Genomic DNA, 13,950 nt, shown 5'->3' on the forward strand with positions numbered 1-13,950 from the left:
CGGCTGCCCGCTTGATCGGCCGGTCACCACCTGGCACCGTCCGTCCCGTCGACCCGGAGGTGGCCCAGCGTGGACCCGATCGCCGTGGCCTTCCTCGTCGCCGGCGGGGTCGGGCTGCTCCTGCTGCTGGTCTCGCTGGTCGCCGGCGAGGTCGAGCTGGGCCTCGGCGACGCCGACGGGCCGTTCTCGCTGCCGGCCATGGCCGCGTTCGTCGGCGGCATCGGCTTCGGTGGCGCCGCGGCCACCGCGCTGCTGCCGGCCCTGCCCGGCGCCGTCACGGTGCTGCTGGGCCTCGGCGTGGGGCTCGTCGTCGCCGTCCCGCTGGCGCTCGGCGCGGTGCGGCTGGCCGCGGTGCTGCGGGACATGCCCACCGAGCCCACCCTGACCACCGCCCACCTGCTGGGCACCCAGGGCGTGGTGCTCTCGGCCATCCCCCGCGGTGGCCTGGGCGAGGTGCGGCTCACCGTGGGCGGGCAGCAGCTGAAGTACCACGCCCGCAGCGAGCTGCCGCTGCCGGCCGGGACCCCGGTCTACGTCGTCGCCACCCCCTCGGAGACCTCCGTCGAGGTCGTCTCCACCGCCCCCGACCTGCCGCCCGCCACCTCCTCAGACCCTGGAGCCGCTCCGTGACCCTGCTCATCGCCCTCGGCGGCATCGCCGTCCTCGTGGTCCTGCTCGTGCTGCTCGTGCTCTCCCGGATCAAGGTGGCCGGACCCAACCAGGCGTTCCTGGTCACCGGCCGGCAGGGCCGGTCGGTCACCGGCACGGACGGCGCGACCAGCCGCGACATGAGCGGGCAGAAGGTCGTCATGGGCGCCAGCGTCTTCGTGCTGCCCGTGGTGCAGAAGCTGCACTCGATCGACCTGTCCAGCCGGCGCATCCCGGTCGGCATCCGCGGTGCGGTGAGCAAGCAGGGCGTGAAGTGCGACCTGGAGGGCGTGGCCATCGTCAAGGTCGGCGGCAGCGAGCAGTCGATCCGGGCCGCCGCCCAGCGCTTCCTCAACCAGCAGCAGGGCATCGACACCTTCACCTCCGAGGTGCTGGCCGGTGCGCTGCGCTCCATCGTGGGCCGGCTGACGATCGAGGAGATCATCCGGGACCGCGCCGCGTTCGCCTCCGCCGTCGCCGAGGAGGCCGAGACGTCGCTGACCGGTCAGGGCCTGGTGCTGGACACCTTCCAGCTGCAGGACATCCAGGCCGAGGGCAGCTACCTCGCCGACCTGGGCCGCCCCGAGGCCGCCCGGGTGCAGAAGGAGGCCTCCATCGCCGAGGCGCGGGCCCGGCAGGCCGCGCAGCAGGAGCAGCTGCTGGCCGACGAGGCCATCGCCATCTCCCAGCGACAGCTGGCCCTCAAGCAGGCCGAGATCACCGCCGAGACCGACGCCGCCAAGGCGCGCGCCGCCGCGGCCGGACCGCTGGCGCAGGCCGCGCAGGACCAGGAGGTGCTGGCCGCGCAGGAGAAGGTCGCCACCCGCACCGCCACCCTCACCCAGGCCCAGCTGGACACCAAGGTCCGCCGGCCCGCCGACGCCGAGCGGTACCGCGTCGAGCAGGAGGCCGAGGGGCGCAAGAACTCCGCGATCCTCACCGCCGAGGCGCAGCGGCAGGCCACCATCGCCGCCGCCCAGGCCGCCGCCGAGCAGGCCCGGCTCTCCGGTGAGGGCGAGCGGGCCCGCCGCTCGGCGCTGGCCGAGGCCGAGGCCATCGAGGGCGCCAAGCGCGGTGAGGCCGAGAAGCTGCGCCGGCAGGCCATCGCCGACGCCGTCGAGCGGGAGGGCGCCGCCGAGGCCTCGGCCATCCTGGCCCGCGGCCAGGCCGAGGCGTCGGCCATGGACGCCCGGTCCGTGGCGTTCAACAGCTACGGCGAGGCCGCCATCCTCGACCTGCTGGTCAAGGTGCTGCCCGAGGTGGTCGCCGCCGCGGCCGCACCGCTGGCCGGGGTGGACAAGATGACGATCATCTCCACCGACGGCGCCAACTCCCTCACCCGGTCGGTGGCCGGCAACGTCGCCCAGGGCCTGCAGCTGTCCGGTGACCTCACCGGCCTGGACCTGGGCGCGCTGCTGCGCCGGCTCGGCGGCTCGGCCTCCGGTGCGGTGACCGACGCCGGCTCCACCGCGGTGACCCGCGTCCCCGTCGACGGCTCCGACAACGGCCACCCCTGACCCGCCCCCTGGCCCACGATGAACGCCCCGGCCCCGTCCACCGCCCGTGGACGGGGCCGGGGCGTTCATCGTGCGGGCAGGATGCACCGGTGACCTCATCCCCGCCCGTGCGCGCCGCACGCTTCGCCGAGCTGACCCCGGCCGAGCTCTACGGGCTGCTGCGGCTGCGCGTCGACGTGTTCGTCGTCGAGCAGACCTGCCCCTACCCCGAGCTCGACGGCCGGGACGCCGAACCGGGCACGCTGCACCTGTGGGTGCCCGGTCCCGACGGCGAGGTGCTGTCCACCCTGCGGCTGCTGCACGACGGCGAGGACCGGGCCATCGGCCGGGTCTGCACCGCCGCCGGCGCCCGCGGCCGCGGGCTGTCCGAGCTGCTGCTGCGGCAGGCGATCGCCCTCTGCGACGGGCGGCGGATCGACATCGGCGCCCAGGCCCACCTGGAGGGCTGGTACGGGCGCCTCGGTTTCGTGCGCACCGGGCCGGACTACGTGGAGGACGGGATCCCGCACTGTCACATGGCGATCCTCCGGATCGCACCGCCGCCAGGGGGCGTGCCCGAGCTGCGTTGAGCGACTCCGGTCGTCCCGTCGGGAGGCCTCCGGCCCCCGCGACGGGACGACGGGTCCGTGGCGCTGGTCCGGCTACGGCCAGAGGGTCTCGAGGACCTGGGTGACGTCCTCGCGGGCGGAGGCGGCGGCACCGTAGGTGCGGACGGTGGCGCGGGTCGTGGACGGGCCGGCGAACGGGGCGGTGTCGGTGGTCAGCGAGGACAGGTCCAGCGGCGCGGTCTCCAGCGCCAGCACCGGGTCCGGACGGCGGATGCCCGGCGCGCCCGGCACCTCGACGACGTCGGCCACCACGATGGTGATGTTGTCGTGCGCGGGGGCGTCGAGCGCGGCCCGCAGCAGCGAGTGGCACGCGTCCTCCGGGCTGCCGGCGGACACCAGCGCGGCGGCCAGGTGCGCGGCCGGCACCACGTCGGACAGCCCGTCGGAGCAGACCATCAACCGGTCACCGCCCCGGACGTCGAGCACGCTCACGTCCAGACCGTCGGTGTCGTCGTGCCCACCGTGCAGCGCGGCGTAGACCACCGAGCGCTGGGGGTGCGTGGACACGTCCTCCGGGGCCAGCCGGCCGGCGTCCACCAGGGCCTGCACCAGGGAGTGGTCCTTGGTGACCTGGGTGAGCACCCCGTCGCGCAGCAGGTAGCCGCGGGAGTCGCCGATGTGGGCCAGGCTCACCCCGGTCTCGTCGGCGGTGAGGGCCACCAGCGTCGTGGCCATGCCGCGCAGCGCCGGGCGGACCGCGCAGCCCGCGGTGATCCGGGCGTTGGCCCGCCGCACCAGCCGGGCCAGCGCGTCCGGGCCACCCAGACCGCCGACGCCGCAGCCCAGCGGCGCCAGCCAGCTGGCCACCAGCGAGGAGGCGACCGCGCCGCCCACGTTGCCGCCCACGCCGTCGGCGACCGCGATCAGCCGGCTGCCGGCGAGCGCGGAGTCCTGGTTGTCCGGGCGCGGACCCGTGCGGGACACCGCGGCGGCGTCGAACTCGAACACCGCCCACCCCCCTCACGCTGCGCTCCTGGCGTTCACCCGGCCCGGCGACCATAGGTCACCGACCGCCCACGGCTCGCAGACCCGCGGGAACGGGCCCCACGGGACCACCGGTCCAGCAGCGCCACCGACCGCACGTGCGGGAAGGTGAGCGCCACCAGGACGCCGAGCGCGACCCCCACCGCGGCGTCCGGGGCCCGGCCGCCGACCAGCACCACCACCACCGCCAGCGTCACCGCGGTGGGCAGCGCCGCGTGCAGGGCCAGCCGGGCCACGGCCCGCCCCGCGGACGGCACGGCGCCGTCCCGACCGGGCAGCCCGAGCAGGCGGCCGGTGTGCCGCAGCGCGTGCCAGCCGGCGAAGTAGACGCCGAACGCGGCCAGCGGCGGCACGACGGCGAACAGCGCCACCACCAGCAGCAGCTCCGCGGTCTGCCCCGTGCGGTGGAGTCGCAGCAGGTGCACCACGGCGGCCAGCACGAGCCCGGCCAGCACCAGCAGCAACGCGGCCCGCAGCACCGGCGGCGCCGGCACCGACAGCGCCGGGGCCAGCCGCCCCAGCACGGCCGCGGACTCCCCCGGCCACAGCGCCACCGGCAGGACGACGACAGCCGCGCCGTGCGCCGCCGCCAGCAGCACCTCCTGGGTGGGACCGGGTGTGGGCCGGCCCGCCCGCTCGGCCGCCACCGCCACCTCGGCCGTGCCGAAGTGCACCGCCGAGACGACCAGGAACACCAGCACGGTCACCGTGGGCAGCACCAGCAGCGCGGTGGCGGCGGCCGCGGCCACCAGCAGGTACCCGGTGAGCACGCGGGCCAGGGCGGCGCGGTCCGGGCGGCGGCCGCTGGTCCAGAACGGGACCATGTGGTCCACCGCGCCGTGCGGCACGCCGAGCACGATGCCGATCAGCGCCAGCGGCACCCCGGCCGCCGCCACCGCGCCGGGCGCGACGAGCTGGGCCACCAGGACGGCGAGCACGCCGGCCACGCCGACCGTCGAGCAGGCCCGCGCTGTCCGCGCGGCCGGGGTGCCCGCCGTCCCGGAGCGGACGTGGCGGGCGGGCTGCCGGCGCGCGCCCGGCCGGGGGACGACCCCGGCCGGACGCGCGCCGTGTGCAGCGACCACCGGCTCAGGCGGGCCGGCGGCTGCTGGCGGCCCGGCCGTTGACGGCGCCGGCCGCGGCCACCCGCTCGTCGGCGCTGCGCGCCCCGTTGGAGCCGGACGCGTGCCCGTCGACGGTCGGGACCGCGGCGTGTTCCTCGTCCCGGCTCGGGTCCTCCAGCCGGCTCTTGACCCGGGCCACCTTGTAGATGGCCAGGCCGAACGCCGCCTTGGCGAGGATGTCGGCGATCGAGTAACCGGCCTGCTTCAGCACGAAGCCGCCCTCGCCGGTGAAGAAGTCGCCGCCCAGGATCGGGAAGAGGTAGGCGATGGGGTACACGCCCCACAGCCCGACCAGGGCCAGCCGCAGCATCTTGATCGTGTGCACGACCTCCGGCGGCTGCCGGTCCAGCGACTTCGACAGCTCCACGAAGAGCACGTAGAGCAGGTACAGGAACGGGATCGTCGACAGCGTGCCCCAGATCAGCCGGGTGCTGGTGTCCAGCGAGATCTCACCGGGGTAGCCGAGGACGATCATGAGCGCGGACGCCGGTACCAGCTTGACCAGCAGGCTCTTGGACTCGCCCCGGGTCAGGGCCATCACCGCGACCGTCTCGATCAGCAGCAGCGGCACGGTCAGCAGCCAGTCGACGTACCGGTAGCCCTCGTTGAAGCGGACGTTGGACAGCTCGTGCACGGAGTCGACGGTGGCCCCGGGCGGGTAGCTGGCCTCGAAGTTGTTGAAGATCCGGAAGTAGTGGTACGCCGCGATCCCGCAGACGATCGCGGAGACGACGATCGCGTTCCGGTACCTCGGGGTGACCTGCCGTTGCGAGAACAGCAGGAACAGCGCGGTGAACAGCATGCTGGCGATCACCAGCGAGAACAGGTTGTAGACCGTCGCGTAGCTGGTCGCGGACAGCGACGGGATGTCGGCGGATGCGGCGTTGAGGGACATCATCGGCCCTTCGAGCTGGACAGCGCCCGCGACGAGTCGCGCGGGTCGCACCGTTTTCCGGATGCATCCGGTATAGACCCGTCCGTCTGGGCGTGCCAACTTGCACAGGTTGTGACGTTCAGCGAGGTGCGGCCTGCAGTTCCCGGACGGCGTCGGCCAGGCTCACCGAGCGGTAGACCGACGCCGGCAGCGGGGCGTCGGTCCAGCCGGGGCCGCCCACGACCACCCGCACCGCGGGCCGGGTGCGCGGCAGTGCGTCCATCGGCAGCTCCGGCACCGGGACGCCGGGGCCGCTGGGCCGCTGGCTCCACACGAACACGGCCGACGCGCCCGTGCGCCGCACCGCCGAGCCGAGCGCGGCCGCCGGCAGCTGTCCCATCACCTGGGCCGGAACCCGCTGCTCGGCCAGCGCCGCGGCCAGGGCGTGCAGCGGCAGCACGTGCCAGTCGCCGGGCGGCGAGGTGAGCAGCACCGACCGCCCGGCCACCGGGCGCAGCTGGCAGGCGCGGTGCGCCCGCAGCGCCTCGGTGGTCGCCTCGCTCAGCAGGTGCTCGATGTCCACCCCGCCGCCGGTCTCCGCCCACCGCTGGCCCGCGGCCACCAGCACCGGCCGCAGCACCTCGTCCCAGGTGGCGATCGTGCCCCGCTCGGCGAGCAGGTCGCCCAGCAGGGCGTGCACCGCGTCGGCGTCCAGCCGGGCAGCGGCGCGGGCCAGCCCGCGGGCCTCCGGCGGTGCGCCCGGCACCGCCAGCACGTTGCCGCCGGGTCCGCCGGGTCGCCGGCGTCCGGGCTGCGGGGCGGGGGTGGCCGGCCGGTCGTCGGACGGCGCCGACCCGGGCGCGGGTGACTCCTGCACCATCCGGGCCGCCTCGGCGGGCGTGTGGCCGGTGGAGACCAGGCGCTGCATCTGCACGAGCAGGTCGACGTCGGCCTGGCTGTAGCGGCGGTGCCCACCAGTGGTGTGCGTGCTGGGGCCCAGGCCGTAGCGCCGTCCCCAGCTGCGCAGGGTCTCCGGGGCGACGCCGAGCCGGGCGGCCGCGGCTCCCACGGTGAGGCCCTGCGGCTCGGCCGGCTGGGTGCTCACCGGCCCATCATGACCGGCCGTGCGCCGGGCGCGAGCTCAGTCCGCCCCGGTGAGGCTGGTCGCGGGCAGCCAGTCGGCGTCCAGCAGCTCGGCGATCTCGCGCAGCCCGGCCGTGTCGCCGCCGGCGGTGGAGCCGGTGACGGCGAGCCGCTCGACCATGACCCGGGCCACCTGCTCCTCCACGGTGTCCTCGGCGTAGGCGATGCGCCACGGGGACAACTGGTGGTCGCGGTGCGTGCGGCCGGTGACCTGGCGGGCGCCGATGCCGGAGAACCGCGGCTGGTGGAACAGCCCCACCCGGGGCAGCCCGGACGCCGTCCGACCGCCGGGCAGCTGCTCGTGGGCGTGCAGGCTGATCGAGGCGGTCACGGTGAACACGCAGACGGCGGCCTCGCCGGTCTGGAAGCGCAGCCGCTCGGCCTCGACGTCGAAACGGTCGCGCCCGTAGATGCCGGCCACCGGGACGCCGGCGTCGAGCAGGGCGGTGCGGATCGGGTCGGCCGCGGTCTCCACGAACTCCACCGAGACCGCCACCTGCCGCTCCGCCTCGACCTGCGCGCGCACCCAGTCGACGGTGGCCTGCACCCGGATCAGCCCGGCCTTCTGCCGGAAGCGCAGCAGGGCGGCCCGGCCCCGGGCCGTCTGCCGGCCGCGGCGGGCCAGCTGCATCTCCTCGCGGAACTGCGACCACTCGGCCTCGTACTGCGCGCGCTCGGCCGGGGTGAGCGCCACCGGCGTGCCGGTCACCGACACCGGGCCCCACGGCGCGGCCCGGTACAGCGTGGACGGCGGGTCGGTGTCGGTCAGCCAGCCGCGCAGCCGGGCCAGGTCGGCCCGCCGCTCGCCGGCGTCCTCGGTCCACTCCCAGCCGTAGCGGCCACGTTCCACGTGGAACCCGTGCTCGGCCAGTCGGGCCGGCAGGTCGGCCCATGCCCGCAGCGGTTCCCCGTGCAGCGCGGCCAGGTGCGGGGCCAGGTAGGGCAGCTCCAGCGGGCTGTGCGCCGGGGTCGCCGTCGCCAGCAGCACGAAGGGGGCGTCCTTCACCCGGCCGGAGCCGGACACCGCCTTCCAGTGCTTCCAACGCTGGGTGGTCGTGTGCCGCACCATGTGCGCCTCGTCGGCCACCACGACGTCGAACGCCCCGGCCACCGTGGTCACCGAGGCGACCTTGGCGAGCCGGTCCCAGGTGGTGACGCACCAGCGCAGGCCCTGCGCCCCGTCCGCGGAGCCACCGAAGGCGCCGATCGACCGGGTCCAGTGCGGCACGGTGATCGCCGCGGGCCGGTCGGCCACGACCAGCACGGTGCGCACGGGCCGCTGCCGGGCGATCTGCTGCACGGCCAGCACCGCGGTGCCGGTCTTGCCGACGCCGGGGTCGTCGCCGAGCAGGAACATCCGGCCGCCCGCCGCCGCGTGGGCGGCGATGGCCGCGGCGCCGGTGACCTGCTCCGGTCGCGGCTGCACCACCGGGACGGCGGGCAGCGGGCGCGGCGTGGTGTTCAGCTCGTCCTCGAGGAACCGCTCGAGGGTGTGCGGCGGCGGGTCGTAGGGCGCCAGGGCCGCGGGCAGCGACGGGCCGACGTACACGTGCGCGGAGAGCCCGGCGTGCCAGACCGCCCCGGGCGCCGGTGCCCGGAACGGGACGGCGAGCACCCACACCCGCTCGCCGGGGCCGGCGGTGGGCAGGCCGTCGGCCGGCGCGGCGGCCTTCGTGCGCGCGGTGGGCGCCGTGCGCGCAGCGGGCTTCCCCGCCGCGGTGGAGCGCGACGTGGTGGAGCGGGACCTGCTCGTGGAGCGGGACGTGCTGGTCGACCGGGACGTGCTGGTGGAGCGCCGGCGACGTGCGGGCACGGGTACCTCCTGGTCGGCCGGCGGTGCGCCGTGGACGCTGGACGGCGCCGCCCCGGACGGCGCGGCAGGCCGGGGTGGCAGCCAGGGTGGCAGACAGGGGTGACAGGCCGCCGGGACGCCCGGCCGGGACGGCCGCGACGGCCCCGACCCGGTCCGGCCTCCTCCGCAGGGGTGCCCCGGTGCCGGCCGTCCCTCGCCGGGTCCGTCCCCCGCGGCTGCGCCGACCGAGCGGCTGGCCGCACACGGACGGGGAGCCGCACGACCGCTCCGGTGACGCGGAGTGACATGGACGACACGTCCGGCGGAATGACCTCGAGGAACCGAGCGGGGCCGCCGATGTGAGTCGTGAGTCAGGGACCCCCTGCACACCACGACCCCCACAGTCGCCCCACGCCCTCGGAGACGCCGTGAACCCCGCCCTGTCCGCACTCCTCGCCAAGGCCGTCCCCGCTGGCATCGCCGGCAAGGTCGTCGCCGGCGCTGCCGCGATCACCGTGCTCGGCACCGGTGCCGCCGCGGCCGCCCAGACCGTGGCCGCCGAGCCGGTCTCCAGCACCGTCGGGACGACGGTGGCCGACGCCGACGCCGACGCCGACGCCGGCACCGGCCCTGCCGCCGCGACCTCCGACCCGGCCGACCCCACCACCGAGCCCACCGACCCCACGACCGCGCCGACCGACCCGACCACGGAGCCCACCGACCCCACGACGGAGCCGACCGACCCCACGACGGAGCCCACCGACCCGACCACGGAGCCCACCGACCCCACGACGGAGCCGACCGACCCCACGACGGAGCCCACCGACCCGACCACGGAGCCGACCGACCCGACCACCGAGCCCACCGACCCGACCACCGAGCCGACCGACCCCACGACGGAGCCCACCGACCCGACCACGGAGCCCGAGCCCACCGAGCCGGCCCCCGCGCCCCGCAACCACGGTCAGGCGGTGTCGGAGGTCGCGCACCAGAGCTTCGAGTCCGGCCGCGAGCACGGCCGGGCGGTGTCCTCCGCGGCCCGCGACCGCGGCGGCGACCCGGCGCCTGCACCCGCACCGGCTCCTGCGCCTGCACCCGCTCCGGCTCCCGCTCCGGAGGCGCCGTCCGTTGACTCCGGCAGCCAGGGCGGCCACGGCAACGGCGGCAACGGGAAGGGCGGTGGCAAGGGCCACGGCGGCTGACCGCTCCCCGCCACGCGAGTCCGCAGCGCCCCGGCCCTCACCGGCCCGGGGCGCTGCGCCGTCTGGTGGGATGGACCGCATGACCGAGGACGTGCAGCTCGCCGGCCGGACGCTGGGCGACGCCGGCCCGCGGGTGGTCTTCGTGCACGGGCTGTTCGGCCAGGGCCGCAACTGGACGACGATCGCCCGGACGCTGGCCGCGCAGGGCCGCCGGGTGACGCTGCTGGACCTGCCCAACCACGGTCACTCGCCCTGGACCGACCGGGTGGACTACCTGGACATGGCCGAGCTGCTGGCCGCGGAGATCGCCTCCTACGGGGAGCCGGTGACGCTGGTCGGGCACTCGATGGGCGGCAAGGTGGCCATGCAGCTGGCGCTGCGGCACCCGGACCTGCTGCGGGCGCTCGTCGTCGTCGACATCGCGCCGTCGTCCTACCCGGAGACCGGGGGGCGCACCGACGACCCGGACGAAGAGGCCTCGCCGTTCGCCGCGTTCATCGCCGCGATGCAGGCCGTGGACCTGGCGTCGCTGACCAGCCGGGAGCAGGCCGACGAGGCCCTGCGGCCGGTGGTGCCCAGTGACATGGTGCGGGCCTTCCTGCTGCAGTCGCTGGTGCGCGACGGCGTCGGTGGTGGCGACGGCCGGCAGAGATGGCGGTGGCGGCTGAACCTCGACGTGCTGGCCCGCGACCTGGGCGAGCTGCGCGGGTTCCCCGACCCGCCGCCCGGCGCGGTGTTCGGCGGCCCGGTGCTCTGGATCGCCGGGGCGTCGTCGACCTACGTGCTGGACCGCGACCGGCGGCGGATGGACGAGCTCTTCCCGGCCACCCGGCTGGTGCGGGTGAAGCACGCCGGGCACTGGGTGCACTCCGAGCAGCCCGAGGTCTTCGTGGCCACCCTGGAGCGGTTCCTGCAGCAGGTGGAGCGGTGACCGCGGGCAACTGACCCGGGCGGCCGTTCACCCGATCGGGCGGTGCGCGTGGCAGCCCGTCCGGCGGGCACCCATGATCGTCGCCGTGGACAGCGACCCCCGCCCGGCCGACCGGCGTCCCGAGCAGGTCGCCCGGTGACCCACCCCTCGGAGATGGTCGTCATCCGGCCGCCGCTGGTCTTCCGCGTCCTGTTCGTCGGGGTGCTGGTGTTCGCCGTCGCGACCTTCCTGGGGCCACTGCTGCTGGACACCCTGCGTGACGGCGACACCGGGTTGCTCGTCTTCCTCGTCCCCTTCAGCCTCCTCTGGTGCGGGTTCTTCGTCCGCGCCGTGCTGCTGTCGGTGTCCACCACGGCCGACGGGCGGCTCCGGGTGGTGAACAGGCTGCGCACGACGACCTACGAGCGCGCGGACATCGAGGACGTCCGGCTGCCGCCGCGCGGGATGCAGGGGGTGGCGCAGGGGGCGATGCTCCAGCTGGAGCTCCGGGACGGCTCGTCGGTCCGCCTCGACGCGACGGCGTCCCTGCCCTGGCGCGGGGCCGCGCTGGAGGACCAGCACCGCCGCCTGCGGGCCTGGCTGCAGCGCTGACGGTCCCGACGTCCCGGGGTCGGTGACCCCGTGGCGGCCGGGACGGCCCGGCCGCAGGATCGACACCGTGGACGACGCCCGCACCACCGAGACGACCTCCCGCCGGGACGTCGTGCTGGGCCGGTCGACCGGCACCACCGGCACGCGTGCCCTGTTCGCCGTCGTCGCCGTGCTCTGCACGGGACGGCTCGGGGTGGCCGTCGCTGAGGGCGACCCCGGCCGGGACGTCGCCTTCCTCGCCGTGATCGCGGCCTCCTGGTTCCTGGCGCTGGCCGGGACCTGTCGCCCCACCGTGGTGGCCCGGGGCGACGTCCTCCGGGTGAGCCGCCAGGTCGTCGGCAGCGTCCGGCTGGCGCGGGCGGACGTCACCGGCGTCGAGCTGCTCCCCCGCCGCTGGTTCCGCGATCCCGGCCTGGTGGTCCTGTGCACCGGCCGGGTCGTCCGCGCCCCCGGCACCGCCCGCTCGCTCGAGGAGGCCGCCGCCCAGCGCCGGCAGCTCACCGCCTGGCTGCACGCCTGACCGGCCGGGCGTTCCCGCGGGAACGTCCCACCGCGGCCCGTTCCCGCGGGAACGCCCCACCGCGGCCACGCCCCCTGCGGTGATCTGTGTGCTCCTGCGGTGTCCTGCCTGCTCCTGCGGTGCTGCAACACCGCAGGAGCCATGGCAACACCGCAAGAGCAGCACACCGAGGAGCGGCTCAGAGCTGGATGCGGCCGACCTCGGTGCCGTCGGCGGCGTAGCCGATGAGCTCCGCCTCCCGCGGCTCGTCCTGGCCGAGCGCCGGGAACCAGCCGTAGAAGGACCCGCCGTAGCTCACCACCGGGTAGGTCTCCCCCGCCGACGTGCGCAGCTCGGCGCGGACGGCATCACCGCTGGGCGCGTCCCACACCCAGTAGCCGTCGGCCCACACGACGTCCCCGGCGCCGAACGGACCGGTCGACTCCGGCCCGCTGTGGCAGGAGTTGTTGGAGACGTCGGTGAACTCCGACGGTCCCGGCCGGACAGCGCTCTCCGCCGTCTCGAAGACCGCCACCGTGCAGTGGTGGTCGGGGTCGCTGTCCGCTCGGGCGACGACGAGGGAGAACACCAGGCCGTCCGGCCCGGGCGCCGTGGCCACCCGCTCGGCGTCCGCGGGGTCGACCGAGGGCTGCGACGGGCCGCCGTCGGCCCAGTACGGGAACCGGTCGGTGAAGGCCTGCGGCACCAGACCGCCGGCGACGGCACCACCCCCGGTCAGCAGCAGGCCAACGGTGACCAGCGCGACGACCCGGCGCCGGCCCCGGCGGGCCGCGAGCTCGTCGGCCGGGCGGGACGTGTCCGTCATGATCCGTGCGCGGACGGCGGCCTGGTCCTGCAGCGACCACCCCCGGTCGGCGTCCGGGTCCGGCCGGACGGCCGCCAGCACGGCGAGCAGGTCGGGCGGGGTGGGGTGCTGCGTGGTCATCGAAGGGTCCTCACTGCACGACGGGTCGGGGTGGCGGGCAGGGGCCGGTCGGGGCCGTGCGCCGGGTCTGGGTCGCCGGACTGCAGACGCCTGCGCGCTCGGTGCAGGCGCACGTGGAACGCGCTCACCGAGCAGCCCGCGACCTGGGCGGCGTCGGACGGCGACAGCCCGTCCCAGTTCACCAGCAGCAGCGCCTCCCGCTCCTTGGCGGACAGGGCAGCGAGCCGGGCCAACGCCGCGGCACGGTCGGTGGCGGTCACGTCGGCGCCGGCACCGGCGGCCGTCTCCTGCAGCCGGGCCAGCTCACCTTGCAGCACTGCCCCGCGATGGGAGGAGCGGCGGTGGTTGGCCACGGTGTTGCGGGCCACGACCAGCAGCCACGGCAGCGGCTGCCCCGGCACGTCGGCCAGCCGCCGCCACGCCACCAGGAACGTCTCGGCGACCACCTCCTGGGCGTCGTGCGCGCCGACGTGCCGGGTGGCGTAGGCGAGCACCCGGCCCGCGTGTGCCTCCCACAGGGCGGTGAACCGGACGGCGCCGTCGTCCGGCGGTTGGTCTCTCATACCCTGCAATGTCCGGACGACGGGTCTCCCTTACGTCGGCCGCGACGAGTCCCCGCCGCTCACAGCAGGCGGTTCAAGTACGTGCTGTTCGGGTCGTCGGTGTAGTCGGCGAACGGCGGGCAGGGCTCGAAGCCGTGCCGCAGGTAGAGCCGGCGGGCCGGGCCGAAGGCGTCCTGCGAGCCGGTCTCCAGCGACAGCCGCGTCCAGCCGCGGCGGCGGGCCTCGGCGAGCAGGTGCGCGAGCAGGGTGGCGCCCACGCCGCGGCCGCGGGCGGCGGACGCCGTCCGCATCGACTTCACCTCGCCGTGGTCGGCGGACAGGCGCTTGAGCGCCGCGCAGCCCAGCAGCGTGTCGCCGTCCCAGGCGGTCCAGACGGTGACCGCGGGGTCGCGCAGGCCGGTCAGGTCCAGCGCGTGCACGCTGCACGCGGGCGACGTGGCGTGCATGTCGGCCAGGTGCTCGGCCAGCAGCCCGACCACCGCCGGCCGGGTCAGGTCGTCGACCTCGATCCGCACCGTCACCCACCTC

At 76.1% G+C, this 13,950-nt stretch carries 16 protein-coding genes; 8 read left to right on the top strand and 8 right to left on the bottom strand.

The window, feature by feature from the left end; all coding sequences use genetic code 11:
• The first annotated feature begins 69 nt into the window (after positions 1–69).
• From G1H19_RS15080 to G1H19_RS15090, 3 genes are all read left to right on the top strand, one after another.
• Positions 70–630 carry an NfeD family protein gene (locus tag G1H19_RS15080; RefSeq protein WP_152731874.1) on the top strand — a complete coding sequence of 187 codons (561 nt, stop codon included), beginning with the start codon at positions 70–72 and terminating at the stop codon, positions 628–630.
• The gene (locus tag G1H19_RS15085; RefSeq protein ID WP_162393614.1) at positions 627–2,165 is read left to right on the top strand and encodes a flotillin family protein; all 1,539 of its coding nucleotides are present in this window, start codon (positions 627–629) and stop codon (positions 2,163–2,165) included. Before G1H19_RS15080 ends, G1H19_RS15085 begins: the two co-directional genes overlap by 4 nt.
• Before the next feature lie 89 nt (positions 2,166–2,254).
• Complete coding sequence (locus tag G1H19_RS15090; protein ID WP_162393613.1) at positions 2,255–2,734, top strand: GNAT family N-acetyltransferase; 480 nt, start codon at positions 2,255–2,257, stop codon at positions 2,732–2,734.
• Positions 2,735–2,806: 72 nt separating this feature from the next.
• Here G1H19_RS15090 and G1H19_RS15095 read toward each other — a convergent pair whose 3' ends face one another.
• From G1H19_RS15095 to G1H19_RS15115, 5 genes are all read right to left on the bottom strand, one after another.
• A complete protein-coding gene (locus G1H19_RS15095; RefSeq protein WP_152731878.1) occupies positions 2,807–3,721 on the bottom strand; it encodes a PP2C family protein-serine/threonine phosphatase in 915 nt (304 codons plus the stop codon).
• A gap of 32 nt (positions 3,722–3,753) precedes the next feature.
• A complete protein-coding gene (locus G1H19_RS15100; protein ID WP_152731880.1) occupies positions 3,754–4,842 on the bottom strand; it encodes a beta-carotene 15,15'-dioxygenase, Brp/Blh family in 1,089 nt (362 codons plus the stop codon).
• Between the two features lie 4 nt (positions 4,843–4,846).
• A complete protein-coding gene (locus tag G1H19_RS15105; RefSeq protein WP_202926026.1) occupies positions 4,847–5,779 on the bottom strand; it encodes a bacteriorhodopsin-like in 933 nt (310 codons plus the stop codon).
• 115 nt (positions 5,780–5,894) lie between these two features.
• On the bottom strand, positions 5,895–6,860 hold the full coding sequence (locus G1H19_RS15110) for a MerR family transcriptional regulator (protein WP_152731882.1): 966 nt from the start codon (positions 6,858–6,860) through the stop codon (positions 5,895–5,897).
• Positions 6,861–6,896: 36 nt separating this feature from the next.
• The gene (locus tag G1H19_RS15115; RefSeq protein ID WP_235928425.1) at positions 6,897–8,513 is read right to left on the bottom strand and encodes a DEAD/DEAH box helicase family protein; all 1,617 of its coding nucleotides are present in this window, start codon (positions 8,511–8,513) and stop codon (positions 6,897–6,899) included.
• 25 nt (positions 8,514–8,538) lie between these two features.
• Here G1H19_RS15115 and G1H19_RS15120 point away from each other — a divergent pair, with 25 nt between their 5' ends.
• From G1H19_RS15120 to G1H19_RS15145, 5 genes are all read left to right on the top strand, one after another.
• Entirely contained in the window at positions 8,539–8,814 is a 276-nt protein-coding gene (locus G1H19_RS15120) for a hypothetical protein (protein ID WP_162393597.1), read from the top strand.
• Between the two features lie 304 nt (positions 8,815–9,118).
• Complete coding sequence (locus G1H19_RS24070; protein ID WP_204282681.1) at positions 9,119–9,892, top strand: hypothetical protein; 774 nt, start codon at positions 9,119–9,121, stop codon at positions 9,890–9,892.
• 79 nt (positions 9,893–9,971) lie between these two features.
• Complete coding sequence (locus G1H19_RS15135; protein ID WP_152731884.1) at positions 9,972–10,823, top strand: alpha/beta fold hydrolase; 852 nt, start codon at positions 9,972–9,974, stop codon at positions 10,821–10,823.
• Between the two features lie 135 nt (positions 10,824–10,958).
• Positions 10,959–11,414 carry a PH domain-containing protein gene (locus tag G1H19_RS15140; protein WP_152731886.1) on the top strand — a complete coding sequence of 152 codons (456 nt, stop codon included), beginning with the start codon at positions 10,959–10,961 and terminating at the stop codon, positions 11,412–11,414.
• 67 nt (positions 11,415–11,481) lie between these two features.
• Positions 11,482–11,934: a hypothetical protein gene (locus G1H19_RS15145; RefSeq protein WP_152731887.1), complete on the top strand. Its 453-nt coding sequence runs from the start codon at positions 11,482–11,484 to the stop codon at positions 11,932–11,934.
• A gap of 178 nt (positions 11,935–12,112) precedes the next feature.
• Here G1H19_RS15145 and G1H19_RS15150 read toward each other — a convergent pair whose 3' ends face one another.
• The 3 genes from G1H19_RS15150 to G1H19_RS15160 are packed head-to-tail and all read right to left on the bottom strand — an operon-like array spanning position 12,113 to position 13,943.
• Positions 12,113–12,859, bottom strand: coding sequence for a hypothetical protein (locus G1H19_RS15150; protein WP_162393611.1), 747 nt, complete (start codon positions 12,857–12,859; stop codon positions 12,113–12,115).
• Positions 12,856–13,422 (bottom strand): RNA polymerase sigma factor, encoded by a 567-nt coding sequence (locus tag G1H19_RS15155; RefSeq protein ID WP_152731889.1) that lies wholly within the window; start codon positions 13,420–13,422, stop codon positions 12,856–12,858. Before G1H19_RS15155 ends, G1H19_RS15150 begins: the two co-directional genes overlap by 4 nt.
• Positions 13,423–13,481: 59 nt before the next feature.
• Positions 13,482–13,943 carry a GNAT family N-acetyltransferase gene (locus G1H19_RS15160; protein ID WP_235928424.1) on the bottom strand — a complete coding sequence of 154 codons (462 nt, stop codon included), beginning with the start codon at positions 13,941–13,943 and terminating at the stop codon, positions 13,482–13,484.
• Positions 13,944–13,950 lie beyond the last annotated feature (7 nt).

It is taken from the genome of Goekera deserti, from assembly GCF_010685995.1.
GTDB lineage: Bacteria > Actinomycetota > Actinomycetes > Mycobacteriales > Geodermatophilaceae > Goekera > Goekera deserti.